The 17,113-nt window shown below is 69.3% G+C and carries 16 protein-coding genes and 1 tRNA gene; 1 reads left to right on the forward strand and 16 read right to left on the reverse strand.

Translation table 11 applies throughout. The features are described 5' to 3' along the window. Positions 1-19: 19 nt before the first annotated feature. From ACJQWM_RS02420 to ACJQWM_RS02455, 8 genes are all read right to left on the reverse strand, one after another. Positions 20-376 (reverse strand): NADH-quinone oxidoreductase subunit A, encoded by a 357-nt coding sequence (locus ACJQWM_RS02420; protein ID WP_332703664.1) that lies wholly within the window; start codon positions 374-376, stop codon positions 20-22. Between the two features lie 204 nt (positions 377-580). Beyond that, positions 581-666, reverse strand: a tRNA-Leu gene (locus ACJQWM_RS02425). A gap of 134 nt (positions 667-800) precedes the next feature. Beyond that, entirely contained in the window at positions 801-1,253 is a 453-nt protein-coding gene (secG, locus tag ACJQWM_RS02430; RefSeq protein ID WP_332703628.1) for a preprotein translocase subunit SecG, read from the reverse strand. A 58-nt stretch (positions 1,254-1,311) separates the two neighbouring features. After that, a complete protein-coding gene (tpiA, locus tag ACJQWM_RS02435; RefSeq protein WP_332703630.1) occupies positions 1,312-2,061 on the reverse strand; it encodes a triose-phosphate isomerase in 750 nt (249 codons plus the stop codon). Positions 2,062-2,119: 58 nt separating this feature from the next. Next, positions 2,120-2,563, reverse strand: a complete 444-nt coding sequence (locus tag ACJQWM_RS02440; RefSeq protein WP_332703632.1) for a group I truncated hemoglobin — start codon at positions 2,561-2,563, stop codon at positions 2,120-2,122. Positions 2,564-2,572: 9 nt separating this feature from the next. Next, positions 2,573-3,463 (reverse strand): DUF3034 family protein, encoded by an 891-nt coding sequence (locus ACJQWM_RS02445; RefSeq protein ID WP_332703634.1) that lies wholly within the window; start codon positions 3,461-3,463, stop codon positions 2,573-2,575. Then, positions 3,463-5,877, reverse strand: coding sequence for a bifunctional diguanylate cyclase/phosphodiesterase (locus tag ACJQWM_RS02450; protein ID WP_332703636.1), 2,415 nt, complete (start codon positions 5,875-5,877; stop codon positions 3,463-3,465). Before ACJQWM_RS02450 ends, ACJQWM_RS02445 begins: the two co-directional genes overlap by 1 nt. After that, the gene (locus ACJQWM_RS02455; RefSeq protein WP_411306644.1) at positions 5,867-6,466 is read right to left on the reverse strand and encodes a methylamine utilization protein; all 600 of its coding nucleotides are present in this window, start codon (positions 6,464-6,466) and stop codon (positions 5,867-5,869) included. Before ACJQWM_RS02455 ends, ACJQWM_RS02450 begins: the two co-directional genes overlap by 11 nt. A 338-nt stretch (positions 6,467-6,804) precedes the next feature. Here ACJQWM_RS02455 and ACJQWM_RS02460 point away from each other — a divergent pair, with 338 nt between their 5' ends. Beyond that, positions 6,805-7,365 carry a DNA-deoxyinosine glycosylase gene (locus ACJQWM_RS02460; RefSeq protein WP_332703640.1) on the forward strand — a complete coding sequence of 187 codons (561 nt, stop codon included), beginning with the start codon at positions 6,805-6,807 and terminating at the stop codon, positions 7,363-7,365. A gap of 252 nt (positions 7,366-7,617) precedes the next feature. Here the strand turns inward: ACJQWM_RS02460 and ACJQWM_RS02465 are convergent, their stop codons facing one another. From ACJQWM_RS02465 to ACJQWM_RS02500, 8 genes are all read right to left on the reverse strand, one after another. Then, the gene (locus tag ACJQWM_RS02465; RefSeq protein ID WP_332703642.1) at positions 7,618-8,574 is read right to left on the reverse strand and encodes an isopenicillin N synthase family dioxygenase; all 957 of its coding nucleotides are present in this window, start codon (positions 8,572-8,574) and stop codon (positions 7,618-7,620) included. A gap of 147 nt (positions 8,575-8,721) precedes the next feature. Next, complete coding sequence (gene glmM, locus ACJQWM_RS02470) at positions 8,722-10,083, reverse strand: phosphoglucosamine mutase (RefSeq protein WP_332703644.1); 1,362 nt, start codon at positions 10,081-10,083, stop codon at positions 8,722-8,724. A 133-nt stretch (positions 10,084-10,216) separates the two neighbouring features. Beyond that, on the reverse strand, positions 10,217-11,122 hold the full coding sequence (gene accD, locus ACJQWM_RS02475) for an acetyl-CoA carboxylase, carboxyltransferase subunit beta (protein ID WP_332703646.1): 906 nt from the start codon (positions 11,120-11,122) through the stop codon (positions 10,217-10,219). Between the two features lie 135 nt (positions 11,123-11,257). After that, positions 11,258-12,064: a tryptophan synthase subunit alpha gene (trpA, locus tag ACJQWM_RS02480; RefSeq protein ID WP_332703648.1), complete on the reverse strand. Its 807-nt coding sequence runs from the start codon at positions 12,062-12,064 to the stop codon at positions 11,258-11,260. A 52-nt stretch (positions 12,065-12,116) separates the two neighbouring features. Continuing rightward, entirely contained in the window at positions 12,117-13,334 is a 1,218-nt protein-coding gene (gene trpB, locus ACJQWM_RS02485; RefSeq protein ID WP_332703650.1) for a tryptophan synthase subunit beta, read from the reverse strand. Between the two features lie 114 nt (positions 13,335-13,448). Then, on the reverse strand, positions 13,449-14,123 hold the full coding sequence (locus tag ACJQWM_RS02490; protein WP_332703652.1) for a phosphoribosylanthranilate isomerase: 675 nt from the start codon (positions 14,121-14,123) through the stop codon (positions 13,449-13,451). A gap of 10 nt (positions 14,124-14,133) precedes the next feature. Then, positions 14,134-14,943, reverse strand: coding sequence for a tRNA pseudouridine(38-40) synthase TruA (truA, locus tag ACJQWM_RS02495; RefSeq protein ID WP_332703654.1), 810 nt, complete (start codon positions 14,941-14,943; stop codon positions 14,134-14,136). A gap of 60 nt (positions 14,944-15,003) precedes the next feature. Continuing rightward, positions 15,004-16,947, reverse strand: coding sequence for a type IV pilus assembly protein FimV (locus tag ACJQWM_RS02500; RefSeq protein ID WP_411306645.1), 1,944 nt, complete (start codon positions 16,945-16,947; stop codon positions 15,004-15,006). Positions 16,948-17,113: the final 166 nt, after the last annotated feature.

The raw sequence follows: 17,113 nt of genomic DNA on the forward strand, positions 1-17,113 counted from the left end.
TCTGGCGCTACGACACGCCTCACTCCCATTCCAGCGCTCCCTTCTTCCACACGTAGATGAAGCCCAGGAAAAGCATGCTGGCGAAGATGCCCATTTCGACCAGGCCGATGATGCCGAGATCGCGGAACACCGTCGCCCACGGCACGATGAAGATGATTTCCAGATCGAAGATGATGAACTGGATGGCGATCAGGTAGTAGCGCACGTCGAACTGCATGCGCGCGTCCTCGAAGGGCGCAAAGCCGCTCTCGTAGGGCGACAGCTTGGCCGCGGTCGGACGCTTGGGCCCGAGCGTGTGGCCTACCACCAGAAGGGCGACACCAATGGCGCTGGCGACGATCAGGAACAGCAGGGTCGGCAGGTATTCGGCCAGCACGTGTGTTCTCACTGAGAGCGGAAAACGGATAACAGCAAGGGGTCAACGGAAGAAGCCGCCATTGGACGCTTCATTTATCGCCAGCCTGTGCCGTCACCGCTCACTTGGCTGTGAACACGGATGGACGGCAGGCGGATGGAAGGAGCCGCGCGGGCCCTGCTTCTTCCATTTACTGTTCACTGTTTGCCATTCACTGCATTCAATTGGTGCCCAAGGGGGGACTCGAACCCCCACGACCTAAGTCGCTACCACCTCAAGGTAGTGCGTCTACCAAATTCCGCCACCTGGGCAAATCAAAAACCGGTCGTCCGACCGCGGATCCGTGCGCACCCACCGAATCCGTTCCGACCATCGCTGATCGGGGCGCCGGCTGATCCTGCCGGCCGCCTTTCAAACCAAAAACGAGCTGCCGCCTGGCGCGGACTCAGTCGGCCGGCGGGGGCGCATCCTGCGCCGGAGGCGGCTCGACCGGCAATGCCGGCACGGCGCTGTCAGCGGCCGGCGCCTGCGGGACGGAGTCGGCCGGCGCCTGCTGGACCGGCGCGCTCGGCACCGCGGTGCCACCATCCTGCGGCGTGGCGGGCACCACCGGCGCCTGCGACATCACGCCCAGGTCCTGATCGAACTGCTGCGCCCCGCCGCTGGCCAGGTCCGTCGCCCGGTAGGCCATGAACAGGCTGATCGCGAAAAACGTGATGCCCAGCCACTTGGTGGCCTTGGACAGGAAGTTGGATGCGCCGCGCGAGCCGAACACGGTCGCCGAGGCGCCGCCGCCGAAACCCGAGCCCGCCTGCGCACCCGCGCCGCGTTGCATCAGGATCAGCGCGACCATCGAGATCGCGATCAACACGTAGATGACGTTGAGGAACAACAGCATCGGGGAACTCTTTAGCGTTTGGCTTGCGTTTGGACGCCAACCGGAAGCCGGCGGGCCATCAGGGCGCCATCGCGGCTGCGATGGCATTGAAGTCGGCGGCGACCAGCGAAGCCCCACCGACCAGGCCGCCATCGACATCGGGCTGCGAGAACAGCGCCGCGGCGTTGCCGGCCTTCACGCTACCGCCGTAAAGGATCGGCAGCGAGCCAGCGATTCTAGCATCCTGCGCGGCCAGTTCGCTACGGATGAACGCATGCACCGCCTGCGCCTGCTCGGGGCTCGCGGTCTTGCCGGTGCCGATCGCCCATACCGGCTCGTAGGCGAGGATCGCACCGTCGAACGCCGCGGCATCCTGCGCCAGCAGCGGCGCGAGTTGCGACTGCAGGCGGCGCTCGGTCTGGCCATTCTCGCGCTGCTCGAGGGTCTCGCCAATGCACAGGATCGGGGTCAGCCCGGCCTGTTTCGCGGCGAGGAACTTGCGTGCGACCAGTTCGCTGGTTTCGCCGTGGTGCTCGCGGCGCTCGGAATGACCGACCAGCACGTAGCGCGCGCCGACCTCCAGCAGCATCGCGGCGGAGACCTCGCCGGTGTAGGCACCTTGGTCGTTGACGCTGACGTCCTGTGCCCCGAACAGCAGGCCGTGATCGCCGTAGCGCGCGGCCAGCTCGGCCAGATACGGCAGCGGCGGCAGGATGAGCCGCTCCACTCCATGCGGCTGCGCCGCGGCGGCCACCGCGTCGAGCAGCTCGCCCGCGAACGCGCGACTGCCCTGCAGTTTCCAGTTACCCGCGACGATCTTGCGGCGCATGCCCGCTCCTTGTTGAGAGTCGCGAAAGCCTAGCGGCGCCGGCCGGACGCGGCAAGGGTCAGGGCTGCTCGACGATGTCCGCGTGCATCGGTGCCAGCCGCCGCAGCAGGCGGTTCTGCGCGGTCACCGGAATGTCGTTGTTGTCCATCGCCGCGATCAGGTCCTCGACCAGTGCATTAAACGCGGCCTCGTCGATGCCGCGCCCGGCATGCACCGGGCCCATCGGTTCGCCGGTATACACGCACGGACCGCCCGATTCGGCACATATCTGCTCGATGAGCTTTTCACGGAAGCGGACGATGTCGGTGTCGACGAAGTACCGGTTGATGCGATCGTCCTCGACGATCTCCACGAGCAGGTCGTCGACCAGCGCCTCGACCCCGGCCTGCCCCCCCAGGCTGCGGTAGAGGCCGCCATCGCCGGCACCGCCGCTCAGGCTGGCACAGGCGGTCAGCAGCGCGGCAAGCGCGCCGGCGAGAACCGAATGACTGGACGCTCGCATGCGCAAACCTCAGTAGCTCATCTGCAGCGACAGATAGGGGCCGCGCTGCCGGTCCAGCGTCGCCACCGACCCCAGGTCGGCCCAGGCCGCGACCACTGCGATGCGTTTGTTCGGGAACCACGCCGCGAACACGTCGCGCCAGTCGTCCTCGCGGGCGAAGCCCAGGTTGTCGGGCTTCTGCCGGTATTCGATCCCGAGCGCCCAATGCGGGTCCGGCATCACCGCCGCCGAGCCTTCCCAGACCAGCGAGCGGCCGCCGCGAAGATCGCCGCCGAACCCCAGCAATCCGGCCTGGTTGGCGCTGGTGGAACGCAGGGTCGCGTTCAGCAGCAGGTTGTAGCCGGCCGCGCCGCCGAGGAACAGCTTGCTGGCGGCGATGTAGATGTCGGTGCCACGGTCCTCGCGCGCGCCGACCGCACGCGGCACGTTGAAATCGCGATGGCGCTTGTGCTGCACGCCCAGCGACACCTGCGGCATCGCGCCGTAGACCAGGTCACCGGCCAGGCGCAGCTTGGCCCCGATCACGTCCTGCCGGAAGTGGTCCACCGGCAGCGCCAGTTGCCGCTGCAACGTGCCCAGGCCGATGCGCTGGCGGGCGAGCGACAGCTCCAGTCGGTTGCCGAAGCCGTAGGCCGCGCCCACGCTGTCGAGTGAGTAGTCGCCGGTGTCCAGGTGGGTACGGAACGCGGTGCCGCCGTGCTGCTCGCGGGTGCCGTAGCCGGCGATCACCGCCCACGGCACGATGCCGCCGCCCGCGGCCCCTTCGGCCTGGGTCGCACCGCCGGTGGCGAGCAGTCGGCCATCGCCGGCGAGGGCGGGCAGTGCCGCCAACGTGGCCAGGCACAGCGCCCAGACCGCGAGACAGCAGCGCCGGCAGGCCAGACTGCCCCGCCTGCGCATCAAGCCGTCACCGCGGCAGTCTCGGCATAGCGCTCACACCAGTCGATGAAGCCGGGCGCGCACAGCGGCGCGGTGAACAGGAAGCCCTGCGCCATGTCGCAGCCGTAGCGCTGCAGCAACGCCAGACTGCCCGCCGTCTCGACCCCTTCGGCGATCACCCGCAGCCCCATGTTGTGGCCGATCTCGATTGCCGAGCGCACGATCACCGCGCCGTCGCTGCCCTCGGTCAACCCGGTGACGAAGCTCTTGTCTATCTTGATTTCGTCCACCGGCAGGCGCCGCAGCTGCGCCAGCGAGGAGTGGCCGGTCCCGAAATCGTCGATCGACAGGCGCACGCCATGCTCGCGCAGCCGCTGCAGGACCTTAATGGCGGCATTGATATCGCGCATCAACGTGCTTTCGGTGATCTCGATGATCAGCTTGCCCGGCGCCACCCCATGCAGTGCCAGCATGCCAAGCACGACCTCCGGGAATCCGCTGTCGAGCAGGTCGATCGAGGAGATGTTGACCGCCAGCGCGATGTCCATGCCCTGGTCCAGCCACAGCCTTTGCTGCTGCAGGCTGCGGTCCAGGACGAACCGGGTGAGTTCGTGGATCAGGCCGGTGCGCTCGGCCAGCGGTACGAACTCGTCCGGCCGGACCCAGCCGAAATGCGGGTGCGCCCAGCGGATCAGCGCCTCGGCATGGGCCACCCGTCCACTGGCCAGCTCGATCTTGGGCTGGAACACCATGCTCAACTCGCCCCGGCTGAAGGCCAGGCGCAGGTCGGCGACCAAAGTCAGTTGCCGCAGATGCACCTCGTCGTGGCCGGACTGGTACAGCACGACGCCGGCATGCACGTCCTTGGCCTCGTACATCGCGATGTCGGCGCGGCGCAGCAGCATATCCGGGGTGTCGCCGTGTTCGGGGTACATCGACACCCCGACGCTGACATCCAGGCTGACCTGGGTACCGCTCAGCCGCAGCGGCGCGCGCAGGGTCTCGACCAGGGCGCGCGCGCGTTCGAGCGCGAACCCGGTATCGACATCCTCCAGCACCACCATGAACTCGTCGCCACCGAGCCGCGCGAGCAGGTCATCGCCACGCAGGGCGCCGCGCAGCAGGCCCGCCACCACCACCAGCACCTCGTCGCCGCAGTCATGGCCGAGGGTGTCGTTGATCTGCCTGAAGCGGTCCAGGTCGAGCATGATCACGGCACATGAGGTCGCCGCGCATGACGTGTCCAAGGCCCTGCCGCGTGCGCGTTCGATCAGCGCCTGCATCTCGACCAGGGCCTGGCCGCGGTTGGGCAGATTGGTCAGGCCGTCGTGCCGGGCCTGGTGCAGGATGTGTTGCTCGCGCTCGGCGATGCCTGCCTGCATACGGTTGAACGCAACCGCCAGTTCACCCAGCTCGTCGCGCCCAAGCGCCGGCAACGGCTGGTGGTAGTCGCCCGTTTCGATGCGGCGGGCGGCCTGTGCCAGTTGCGCCACCGGGCGGCTGACGCCCCGTCCGATCAGCGTGGCGACGATCAGCGCCAGCAGCGCCGCGGCGGCGGACAGCCCGATGATCTGGCGCTCGAGCCGGCGGAACGGCGCCACCACTTCGTCGCGGGCCGCCAGCAACAACACCCGGACCGCACCGCTGTCGCCGTGGGCAATCGTCGGCAGCAGTGCGAATCCCGCCCCGTCGAGGTCGAGCCTGGTCTTGCCGCTGCGCCTGCCGCCGGCTGCGTCGCGCAACGGCGCCGCTTGCGCGAGCGCGATCCGCGCAGCGCGCGGCAAGCTGCTCGCATCGATCGCATGTGCGGCGTTCCCGCCGTCGCGCACCAGCGCCAGGTGCAGGCCTGCCAGACCCAGGAACTCGATGGCGAAGGCATCATCGAGTTCGCGCCCCATCGCGACCCAGCCGACACGCGTCGGTGCATTGATCGGCACCATCGCCATCAGGTAAAGGCGCTCCTGGAGCACCACCACACCGGCGGCACTGCCGGCCCGCTCGGCACGCGCATGAAGCGGCGACAACGCGCTGGACTGGCCGGCGCGCGATCCGACCAGGTCGCTCGCCAGCACGTCCCCGGCCGGATCCAGCAGCAGCCCCAGCGAGGCACCGATCCTCTGGCCGTGGTTGGCCAACGCCGATACCACCGTGGCCTCGTCGCCGGTCGCGACCGCCGCCCTGAAGCCGAAATCATCGGCCAGCACCGCCACCGAGTCGCTCAATTGGTCGCGGCGGGTGGTGTAGTAGCTTTCCCAGACGCGCTCGCCGACCGCCAGGTCGTGGTCGAGGCGGGCACCGACCGCGCGGTCCACCGCCAGGTTGACCACCACCAGGGTGGCCGCCAGCGTCGCCAGCAGGGCGAGCGCCAGCAGCGCCAGCACCTTGGCCTGAAATCCGAACAGCCGGCTTCGCGCGGCTGTGCCCTCAGCGCTCACGTTTCAGGCTCCGCAGCTTGTCCTGCAGCGCACGCAGGCGCGGATCGACCGGCTCGCGCGTGGGGGCGACCGTCGGCACGAGTGACAGGCTGATGTTTTCGCTGCCGCCAGCGTCCGTGATCGACACCGGCCTGCGCATCGGCGGTGCACCCGGGGCCAGGTGCGGATGCCAGACCTGCAGCGAATACTCGCCCGGCGGCGCCTGCAGTCGCACGGTGCCCGAAGCATCGGTGATGGCCGAATACGGAGTGTCGAGCACCACGATGTAGCCGAGCATCCAGTCGTGGATATTGCAGCCCAGCGTCACCACGCCGGGAGACTCGAAGTGCACCGGATCGCTCGGCTCGCCGCTGTACAGCGGCAACTCGAAGCGCTTGGCCGGCGAGAACGAATAGACGTGGTGATGGATGCCGTCGCTGTTGGGGAACATCACCGGGCTGCCGGTCTGCACGGTCATCAAGCGGGGCACGAATTCGCTGCCGCGCTGGTCCATCTGCGCGGCCCGCGGTTGCAGCGCGGCCCGCGCACCGGCCGAGTGGAGGCTGACCACGGCTTCGGCCACGCCGCCCCGGCCATCGTCGACATGCACGTCAAGAGAGGACGCGAAAACGCTGCCGCATCCGAGCGTCACGGCCAGGACTGCGCCAATGACAGCGGCCCCGACGAGGCCTGCGCCCAGGCTTGAACGCCTTCGGTGATGCGACGACACCGTATCTGCTGAGGCCTGGCTGTTCGACATCGTGATCCCCTTTCGGCGCGGGCAGCCCCTGCACGCCCGGCCTTCCGCTAGCATGCCTGCAACCGCGGGCCTGCGGCTAGTGACGCCGGCCGCACCATGGCGGCTGCAAACCCGTGCCGACACGGACTGAATACGGCCCCGCAAGGCCATTCGGATGCGGGGGCGCCCCCTTGAGGCTCACCGACCCCATGCCACGACCCGACCGGATCCAGCCCAACAGGACAGCGATGCCGGCACTGCAGGGCTTCGCGCCGGTCGCCCGGCCCGATGCGCGGGTCCTGATCCTCGGCAGCATGCCCGGTGCCGCCTCGCTGCAGGCCCACCGCTACTACGCGCACCCGCAGAACCGGTTCTGGCCGATCATGGGCGAACTGGTCGGCGCCGGACCCGCCCTGCCCTACGAGCAACGTTGCCGGCAGCTCAGCGCCGCCGGCGTCGCGGTGTGGGATGTGCTGGCGCGCTGCGAGCGCGAAGGCAGCCTCGATTCGGCGATCCGCGACGACACCGCGCAGGCCAACGACTTCCGCACGTTCTTCGCCCGACACCCGGCGATCGGCACGGTGCTGTTCAACGGCGCCAAGGCCGAAAGCAGCTTCCGCCGCCTGGTGCTGCCGCAATTGCAGATGCTGCCGCTGCGCTACCTGCGGCTGCCGTCGACCAGCCCGGCCAATGCCTCGCAGCGCCAGGGCGACAAGCTCGCGGCGTGGCGCGAAGGGCTGGGTGCAGCCGGGATAGCTGTATGCGAATGACCACGGCGCATTCCTGCTCCCGTAGGAGTGGCTTCAGCCGCGAACAGGTGATGGTCTGAATACTTTTTGACGCGGATCAGAGCTAAAAAGAGCGGATAAAGACATAAGAGCTTCTGTGCATAAAGGCGCCCTTTGCATCGATCCGCATTTTTTTGCTTTGATCCGTGTCGAATGCTCTTGCCGCAATCAAGAGCTCGCCGCTGATGCCGCTCCTACGAACGCACGAAAGGCAGCCGCCGCCGGAGGCGGCGCCTACGCCAGCTTGATCTCACGCAGGCGCTCGTCCAGGTAGGCCTGCGCGGTGATCGGCTCCGGATAGCGGCTGGGGTTGTCCGGCGTGACCGTCGAGGGCAGCACGTCGATCAGGAAGTCGGGGTTGGGGTGCAGGAAGAACGGGGTCGAATACCGCGGCTGGCGGGCGCGCTCGCCGGGCGGGTTGACCACGCGATGGGTGGTCGATGGATAGACGTGGTTGGTCAGGCGCTGCAGCATGTCGCCGATGTTGACCACGATGGTGTCGGCCTGCGCGGTGAACGGCACCCAGTCGCCCTTGCGCGACCTGACCTCCAGGCCCTCGGCGCTGGCGCCGACCAGCAGGGTGATCAGGTTGATGTCCTCGTGGGCGCCGGCGCGCTCGTTGGGGATGCTGTCGCTGGTAATCGGCGGATAATGGATCGGCCGCAGGATCGAGTTGCCCGAGTCGGTCTTGTCAGCGAAGTAGTCCTCCGCCAGGCCGATATGTAGCGCCAGCGCGCTGAGCACGCGGGAGCCGAGCGCATCGAGCGCCTGGTACAGCCCGTAGGCCTGTTCACGAAAGTCGGGCACCTCGGTCGGCCACAGGTTCGGCGGCATCACGTCGGCGTACCTGGAGTCGCGCGGGATCTCGCGGCCGACATGCCAGAACTCCTTGAGGTCGAAATGCTGCGCGCCCTTGGCGGTCTCCACGCCGAACGGGGTGTAGCCGCGCGCACCGCCGCCGCCGGGCACGTGGTACTGACGTTTGACCTCGTCGGGCAACGCGAAGAACCGGGCGAACACCTCGTAGGACGCGGCGATCTGCGCGGATGCGATGCCGTGGCCGCGGATGCCGGCAAAGCCCCATTCGCGATAGGCCTGACCGAGTTCCGCGACGAAGGCCGCGCGGTCGGAGGGGCTGGCCGGATCGATCAGGCGGCGGATGTCGAGGGTGGGAATCGGGCTGGAGGGCATGGTGGGCTCGGGGTTGGTCAGCGAAGTTTGCTCCTCCGCCGCACACATTGGGTAGAGCGGAGCTTGCTCCGCTGCGATGTGCCGCGCCAGCTCGGCAGGTCCAACTTGCACCGAATGTTGCGCAGCCGAGCAAGCTCGGCTTTACGGCTACTGCGCTGCCACGCGCACGGCGCCGGCGAGCTGCGCCAGGATCGACTGCATCAGGTCGGCCTCGTCGGCTTCCACGGTGACGCGCACCACCGGCTCGGTGCCCGACGGGCGCAGGAAGGCGCGGCCGCGCCCCTGCACCGCCATCTGCGCATCGGCCAGCGCGGCCTGCACCGCCGGCGCCTCCACCGGCCTGGCGCCGCCCGCCGCGTAGCGCACGTTGACCGTCTGCTGCGGGACCTTGCTCAAGCCGGCCAGCGCGTCGTGCAGGCTGATGCGCCGGCGATGCAGCACTTCCAGCACCTGCAGTGCGCTGACGATGCCGTCGCCGGTGCTGGCGCGGTCCAAACACAGCAGGTGGCCTGAGGTCTCACCGCCGAGCACCGCCTGGTTGGCGATCAGCTGCTGGTGCACGTAACGGTCGCCGACCTTGGCGCGGATGAAGCCGATACCGCGCTCGCCGAACGCGCGTTCCAGTCCGAAGTTGGTCATCTGGGTGCCGACCACCGGGCCGCGCAGTCGTCCGCTTTGCTGCCAGTCGGTGGCCAGCACGTACAGCAGGTCGTCGCCGTCGCGGACCACGCCGTCGGCATCGACGAACAGCACCCGGTCGCCGTCGCCGTCGAAGGCGATGCCGAGGTCGGCGCCGGTCGCGCGCACATGCGCGGCAACGGCTTCCGGGTGGGTCGAGCCGACCCCATCGTTAATGTTGACGCCATTGGGATCGACGCCGATCGCATCGACGCGGGCGCCAAGTTCACGCAGCACCAGCGGTCCGAGCTCGTAGGTCGCCCCGTTGGCGCAGTCCATGGCGATGCGCATGCCGCCCAGGTCGAAGCCCCGCGAAACCGAGCCCTTGCATGCCTCGATATAGCGGCCCAGCGCATCGCGGGTGCGCACCGCCTTGCCCAGTTCCTCGGAGGACACGGTGCGGAACGGCTGGTCCAGCGCAGCCTCGATCGCCAGCTCGGTGGCGTCATCGAGCTTCTCGCCCTCGGCCGAAAAGAACTTGATGCCGTTGTCGTGGTGCGGATTGTGCGAGGCCGAAATGACGATGCCGCCGTCGGCCCGCATCGAGTGCGTCAGGTGCGCGACGGCCGGGGTCGGCATCGGCCCCATCAGCTGCACGTCGACGCCTGCCGCGACCAGCCCGGCCTCGAGCGCGGCCTCGAACATGTAGTTCGAGATGCGCGTGTCCTTGCCGATGATCACCACCGGCTTGCGCCAGTCACGCCGGCCATCAAAGGAGGCCTTCAGCGCGAACCCGTAGGCATTGCCCAGGCGCAGCACGAAATCGGCCGAGATCGCGCCTTCGCCTACCCGGCCGCGAATGCCGTCGGTACCGAAATGTTTGCGACTCATGCGGTGTTCCTCGGGACCGGGGACAGGGGACAGGGGACCCGGCAAAAGGCAACTTCGCAGTGTCTGGCAACCCTTGCAGATCGGCGGGATCTGCCGGGTCCCGGGTCCCAGGTCCCGGGTCCCGGCACCAAGGTCATCCCACCACCTCCGCCTCGTCGATCGGCTGGGGTTGTTTCATCATCAACGCGAGCAGGTGCGCGAGGCGGTCGCGCATCTCGCGGCGGTCGCAGATCTGGTCGATCGCGCCGTGCTCGACCAGGAACTCGCTGCGCTGGAATCCCTCCGGCAAGGTCTCGCGCACGGTCTGCTCGATCACGCGCGGGCCGGCAAAACCGATCAGGGCTTCCGGCTCGGCCAGGTTGATGTCGCCGAGCATCGCCAGCGAGGCTGAGACGCCGCCGGTGGTCGGGTGGGTCATCACCGAGATGTACGGCAGGCCGGCCGCGCGCAGGCGCCCGAGCGCGGCGGAGGTCTTGGCCATCTGCATCAGCGAGAACAGGCTTTCCTGCATGCGCGCGCCGCCGGTGGCGGAGAAGCACACCAGCGGGCAGCCGGTCTCCAGCGCGGTCTCGGCGGCGCGGGCGAAGCGCTCGCCGACCACCGAGCCCATCGAGCCGCCCATGTAGGCAAAGTCGAACGAGCAGGCGACCAGCGGCCGTGACTTCATGGTGCCGCGCATCGCGATCAGTGCGTCGCGCTCACCGGTGGACTTCTGCGCGGCTTTGATCCGGTCGACGTACTTCTTCTGGTCCCTGAACTTGAGCACGTCGGTGGGGCCAAGCTCGGCAGCGATTTCACTGGTGCTGCCGGCGTCGAACAGCGCCTTCAGGCGCGCCCGGGCGCGGATCGGCATGTGGAAGCTGCACTTGGGGCAGACCTCCAGGTTTTCCTCCAGCTCCGGCCGGTACAGCACGGCGCCACAGCGGTCGCACTTCTCCCACAGCCCTTCGGGCACGCTGCGGCGCTTGCTGGGTGCGCCGTTGTCGGTGCGGATGCCGGTGCGGATGCCGGACGGCATGAGTTTCTTGAGCCAGGACATGCGTTCGGTGTTTCCCGGTAGGGGGGGGTTTCAACCCGCCTTGAGCATTCGGATGGCGGGTTGCGACTCGCCTTGAGCCTTCGAACGGCGGGTTAATACCCGCCCTGCGACCCTGCAGTTTAGCGCAGCGGCCGCTCAGTCCGCCGCGTCCAGCGCAGCGCGCAAGGGAGCGAGGAAACCGGTCGCGCGGTTGGCGGCGGTTTCGGCATCGGTAGCGCCCTCCAGCGCCGCCACCAGCGCACTGCCGACCACCACCCCGTCGGCCTCGCGCGCCATGGCCGCGGCGCTGGCGGCGTCGCGGATACCGAAGCCCGCCACCACCGGCACCGGGCTGCGCGCCCTGATCGCGTGCAGGCGGTCACTGGCGGCGCCGGTGTCGAGCCGGTCGGCGCCGGTGACGCCGGCAAAGCTGACGTAGTAGAGGTAGCCGGAGGCCTGCGCGCAGAGCTGACCGATGCGCTGATCCGAGGTGGTCGGCGCGGCGAGCAGGATCAGGGCGAGGCCGTGCGGGGTGAACGCGGTGCGGAACTCGGCCGCCTCCTCCGGCGGCAGGTCGACCAGCAGCACCCCGTCGACACCGGCCGCGACCGCCTCGGCGGCGAAGCGCTCAGCGCCGCGGATCTCGACCGGATTGAGATAGCCCATCAGCACCACCGGCGTATCGGCATCGTTCTCGCGGAACCGGCGCACGCAGCCGAACACGTAATCCAGCCCTGCCCCGCGCGACAAGGCGCGCTCGGAACTGCGCTGGATCGTGGGGCCGTCGGCCATCGGGTCGGAGAACGGCACGCCCAGCTCGATCACGTCGGCCCCGGCCTCGGCCAGTGCGTGCATCACCGGCACGGTCGCCTCCAGCGAGGGGTCGCCTGCGGTGAAGAACGGCACCAGCGCCTTGCGGGCGCGGGTTTTGAGTTGGGCGAAACGGGTGTCGATGCGGTTCATGCGATAGAAATGGCCGATGGCGGATTTTCTCCCTCCCCCTGAAGGGAGAGAGTCAGAGCGACAGCCCCTCGCGGGCGGCAATCGTATGCACGTCCTTGTCGCCGCGCCCCGAGAGGTTGCACAGCACGATCGCGTCCTTGGGCAACTCACGTGCGAGCTTGATGGCCTGTGCGATCGCGTGGCTGGACTCGAGCGCGGCGAGGATGCCCTCGGCGCGCGCGAGCTGGTGGAACGCCGCTAGCGCTTCGTCGTCGCTCACCCCGACGTATTCGGCGCGGCCGGCGTCCTTGAGGAATGCGTGTTCCGGGCCGACGCCGGGGTAGTCCAGTCCGGCGGAGACCGAATGGGTCTGGATGATCTGGCCGTCGTCGTCGCACAGCACGTACGTGCGGTTGCCGTGCAGCACGCCCGGCCGGCCGGCCGCGAGCGATGCGGCGTGGCGGCCGCTGGAGAGGCCCTCGCCGGCCGCTTCGGCGCCGACGATGCGTACCTGGCGGTCGTTGAGGAACGCGTGGAACATGCCGATCGCGTTGCTGCCGCCGCCGACGCAGGCGGTGATGGCGTCGGGCAGGCGGCCGTACTCGGCCAGCATCTGTTCGCGAGACTCGCGCCCGACCACGGCATTGAAGTCGCGCACCATGCGCGGATACGGGTCCGGTCCGGCGACGGTGCCAATGATGTAGAACGTGTCGGCCACGTTGGTGACCCAGTCGCGCATCGCCTCGTTGAGCGCGTCCTTCAGCGTGGCCGAACCGCTGGTCACCGGCACCACCCTGGCGCCAAGCAGGTTCATCCGGTAGACGTTGATCTTCTGCCGCTCGATGTCGGTCGCGCCCATGTAGACCACGCACTCCAGGCCGAGCCGCGCGGCCACCGTCGCCGAGGCCACGCCGTGCTGGCCGGCGCCGGTCTCAGCGATGATCCGGGTCTTGCCCATGCGCGAGGCCAGCAGGGCCTGGCCGATGGTGTTGTTGATCTTGTGCGCGCCGGTGTGGTTGAGGTCCTCGCGCTTGAGCAGGATGCGCGCGCCGCCGGTCTCCACGCTCAGGCGCTCGGCGAAGTAGATCGGGCTGGGCCGGCCGACGTAGTGCGCCAGATCGCGCTCGTAGGCCTGGATAAAGGCCGGATCGACGCGCGCGGTGTCATAGGCCGCGGCCAGCTCCTGCAGCGGGCCGATCAGGGTCTCTGCGACGAAGCGGCCGCCGAAGCGGCCGAAGTGGCCGGAGGCATCTGGGTAGGCGTGAAAATCGATGGGGGATTGGGCGGACATCGGTACACGTATTCATGGAGGGAGCCCGGCCTGTGGGCCAGTGCTCCAGTTTAGGGGCAAAGCTGCCTGCCGCCTCGGACGCGGCGGCCACTCCAGCAACTCAGTCCAGCACGGTCAATCCGGAACGTGGCAGTCGGCGCGCCGCACCTGTTCGACGAAGCGACGCATCTTGTCGCCGTCCTTCAGGCCCGGCGCGCTCTCGATGCCGCTGGACACGTCCACCCCCCACGGCAGCGTGCCGAGGATCGCCTCGAACACGTTTTCCGGTGACAGTCCGCCGGCCAGCACGTAAGGCTTCTGCACGCCCGCCGGAATCCGCGACCAGTCGAACGCCTTGCCGCTGCCGCCCGGCTCGCCCTGCGCGTGGCTGTCAAACAGGAAGCCGCCGGCCCCGGGATAGCGCGCCTGCAGGCTTGCCGGATGCTGCTGGGCGAAGTCGGTCGCGCCCTCGCGCGTCCGCATCGGAATGGCTTTCATGTAGGGCACCCCGAAGCCGCGGCAGAAGGCGTCGTCCTCGCTGCCGTGGAACTGCAGCAGGCTCGGCCGCACCTGGCGCACGACCTCGCGCACCTCCTCGGCCGGGTTGTCCATGAACAACGCGACCGCGTCCACCAGCGGCGCCAGCGCCTGGCGCATCGCGCGGGCTTCCTCGGCCGCGATCCGGCGCGGGCTTTTCTCCGCGAACACGAAGCCGATTGCGTCCGCGCCCAGCTCGCAGGCCAGGCGCACGTCGCCCGGCCGGGTGAAGCCGCAGAACTTGATGCGGGTACGGAAAAGAATCCGGTTCATCGGCAGTGGCTCACAGGGTCACCTCGGCGGGCAGTCGCCACTGCGCAGGATAACGCGGCCCGACGAACACCAGGCCTGCGGAGGGCGCGGTCGGCCCGGCCAGCGAGCGGTCGCGGCCGGCCAGCAACTGGCCGATCCACGCATCGGGCCGCTCTCCGCACCCCACCAGCAGCAGGCTTCCGACAATATTGCGGACCATGTGATGGAGGAATGCATTGGCCTGCACGTCGATCTCGACCACTTCGTCGTCGCGGGTGACTCTGATGTGTTGCAGGTCACGACTCGCATGCGGGGCCTGGCAGTGCACGGTCCGGAACGCGGAGAAGTCGTGCGTGCCCACCAGCGCCTGGGCCGCCCGGTGCATCGCCGGGGCATCCAGCGGCCGGCGCTCCCAGCTCAGGTACTGCCGATGCAGGGCCGGCCGGACCATGCGGTTGAGGATCCGGTAGCGGTAGCGCCGGGCGCGCGCCGAGAAGCGCGCATGGAAATCCTCAGCCACCGGCACGCACCAGCGCACGCAGACCGACGGCGGCAGCCGCGAGGTGGTACCGAGCACCCAGCCGCGTGGGTCGCGTGCGGCCGGGCCGTCGAAATGCACGACCTGGCCGGAGGCGTGCACGCCGGCATCGGTGCGCCCGGCGCAGACCACCGCGGTCGGAGCACCGGCGACGAAGGACAGCGCTTCTTCGAGCGCCGCCTGGACCGTGGGCTCGCGACGCACGATCCGGCCGGGGTCCGCAGGCTCCCCGGATGGGTCCGGATCCAGCTTGTTCAGCCGTTGCCAGCCGCAGAACCCGCCGCCGTCGTACTCGATCGCCATGGCATAGCGCTGCCTCGCGGGCGCCGCCGCGGCCGCGGGATCGTCCGGCTCCGCCACGACTCAGTCGATCTCGCGCAGCATCCGCGCGGCGTGCTGGCGGGCCCCGCGATCGCCGTCGGCGGCGATTTCATCGAGCAACTGGCGTGCGCTGTCGCGATCGCCGATGTCGAGGTAGGCGCGCGCCAGTTCAAGCCGCTCCTGGGCGGCCGGCGTCGGTTCTGGCGTGGCCTGCTCGAATTCTGCCTGTTCGAGTCCTGCCTGCTCGAATTCTGCCTGCTCGGGCGCGGACGAGTCTGGGGAAGCTTGCCGGGCATCGGCCTGCGCACTCGCGGGGGCGGCCGCAGCCTCATCGGCTGGCGGCCTCGGCGCGGTGTCGAGCAGGTCGCCCGGATGCCAGGTTGGCGAGGTGTCATGCCCGTCGCCTGCGGCATCGGCTTGCTCGATGGGCGCCTCGGGCACGACCTGATCCGCGCGATCCACGGTCTCGTGCTCCGGCGTCGCCGCCAGCGAGCGCGACGGGAACGCGTCGGCCAGCGAAGAACCTCCCGCGGCCGCGACCGGCGCGCGGAAAACCGGCTTCGGAGCGCGCGTGCGGCGGCTCCACAGCCAGCCACCCAGCACCGCCAGCAACAGGCCGAAGCCGCCGACCAGCCACGGCAGCAGCGCCGGCGCCGGCGCGGCTTCACCGGCAGCGGTGGTCTCGCCGGCCTGCGCCAGGCGCTGTTGCGCTGCCGCCAGCTCGCTGTCCTTCATCGACAGCAGCTGCTGTTGTTGCTGCTGCAACTGTTCCAGGTCCTCGATGCGGCTGCGCATTTCGGCCAGTTCGGCCTCCCGGGCGGCTAGGGTTTCCCGGGTCTGTTGCATCTCTTGTCGCAGCATGTCGCCCTCGCCGCCGGCGCTGATGCCGGACTGTGACCCCGCCTCGGTCGCCGTGCTGGCGCCAGGCGGGACGATTTCAAGCCGTGCATCCGCGGAAACGGACCCAGCCGCGCCGGCCGTGGCCGCGGTGGAGTCCGCGGCGGGCTGCGTGGTCGCGGTCTCGCCCGCGGTGGCCGGCTGCGGCACCGGTCGGGTCGCCTCGCGCCATTGCTGGACGTGGCTGCGCACCAGCGCCAGCGCTTCGGTGGCATCGATGTCGCCGACGTCGGCGGTCGCGGGAATGCGCAACACCGCGCCGGCTTTGAGCAGGTTGATGTTGCCGTCGATGAACGCCCGTGGATTGCTCCGCAGCAACGCGATCATCGCCTGGTCGAGGCTGTAGCCGCCGCGGTCGAGCTGTCCGGCGATGCCCGACAGAGTGTCGCCGCGCTGGACCGCGTATACACCGGACAGCCCGCTCGCACCATCTACCGCGGGCGGGGCCGGCGCGACCGGCGCAGGCGCGGCTGCAGGTGCAGGTGCAGGGACCGACGCGATGGCGTCATCGCTGGCGGCCGCCGGTTCCGGCGCGGCCGCGGCGGGCGCCGGTACTGGCGCCAGCTGTGGCGACGGCTCCGCAGCGGTCGCTGCCTCGGCTGGCCGCGGCCGCACGATCGTATTCGGGGGCGCCACCGTGGGTGCCTGGATCGGCGGTTGCACCGGCGCGGAGACGGTGCGCGGCGCATCCAGCAGCGCCGAATACTCGCGCACCAGCCGCCCCTGACCCCAGTCGACCTCGATCAGGAATGTCAGCAGCGGCTGCTCGACCGGCTGGGCCGTGGTGACCCGGACCACCGGATTGCCGGCGTTGTCGAGCGCGACCCGGAACTGCAGGTTCGACACCAGTCCCCTTGGCGGCTCCAGCCCGATCCGCGCGAAGGTCTCCGGCGACGCCAGGCGCGCCTGCAAGCGCTGCAGCTCGGCCGGGTCGCTTGAGATGATCGGGATTTCGGCCAGCAGCGGCTGGTCCAGCCGCGATTTGACCTGGATCTGGCCCAGCCCCAGGGCGGCCGCCGTACTGCTGGCCAAGGCCAGCGCCGCGGCCAGCGTGAGCTTGACCGATGGATGTCGTGCAAGTGGCTTCACGGTCGATCCCATCCCAATCCCCAGCGGCGACTCTAGCCGGCGCCGCCTGCAATGCGCAATGCGCGCGGCCGGGTGATAGGTGACGCCGAGCGCCGCTGCCCGCTCCACCGGCGCAAGCCGTCGCACCACGGCTTCACCCGGCCGTGTAGGAGCGGCTTCAGCCGCG

The organism is Novilysobacter longmucuonensis, assembly GCF_046600735.1.
GTDB classification, from domain to species: domain Bacteria; phylum Pseudomonadota; class Gammaproteobacteria; order Xanthomonadales; family Xanthomonadaceae; genus Novilysobacter_A; species Novilysobacter_A longmucuonensis.

What these genes read in the sequence shown, in the direction of transcription:
- ACJQWM_RS02440 (WP_332703632.1), bottom strand. Translation starts at nt 2,563, where the DNA reads ATGCGAGCGTCCAGTCATTCGGTTCTCGCCGGCGCGCTTGCCGCGCTG.
- ACJQWM_RS02445 (WP_332703634.1), bottom strand. Translation starts at nt 3,463, where the DNA reads ATGCGCAGGCGGGGCAGTCTGGCCTGCCGGCGCTGCTGTCTCGCGGTC.
- ACJQWM_RS02460 (WP_332703640.1), top strand. Translation starts at nt 6,805, where the DNA reads ATGCCACGACCCGACCGGATCCAGCCCAACAGGACAGCGATGCCGGCA.
- glmM (WP_332703644.1), bottom strand. Translation starts at nt 10,083, where the DNA reads ATGAGTCGCAAACATTTCGGTACCGACGGCATTCGCGGCCGGGTAGGC.
- ACJQWM_RS02490 (WP_332703652.1), bottom strand. Translation starts at nt 14,123, where the DNA reads ATGAACCGGATTCTTTTCCGTACCCGCATCAAGTTCTGCGGCTTCACC.
- truA (WP_332703654.1), bottom strand. Translation starts at nt 14,943, where the DNA reads ATGGCGATCGAGTACGACGGCGGCGGGTTCTGCGGCTGGCAACGGCTG.
- secG (WP_332703628.1), bottom strand. Translation starts at nt 1,253, where the DNA reads ATGCTGTTGTTCCTCAACGTCATCTACGTGTTGATCGCGATCTCGATG.
- trpB (WP_332703650.1), bottom strand. Translation starts at nt 13,334, where the DNA reads ATGTCCGCCCAATCCCCCATCGATTTTCACGCCTACCCAGATGCCTCC.
- accD (WP_332703646.1), bottom strand. Translation starts at nt 11,122, where the DNA reads ATGTCCTGGCTCAAGAAACTCATGCCGTCCGGCATCCGCACCGGCATC.
- trpA (WP_332703648.1), bottom strand. Translation starts at nt 12,064, where the DNA reads ATGAACCGCATCGACACCCGTTTCGCCCAACTCAAAACCCGCGCCCGC.
- tpiA (WP_332703630.1), bottom strand. Translation starts at nt 2,061, where the DNA reads ATGCGCCGCAAGATCGTCGCGGGTAACTGGAAACTGCAGGGCAGTCGC.
- ACJQWM_RS02465 (WP_332703642.1), bottom strand. Translation starts at nt 8,574, where the DNA reads ATGCCCTCCAGCCCGATTCCCACCCTCGACATCCGCCGCCTGATCGAT.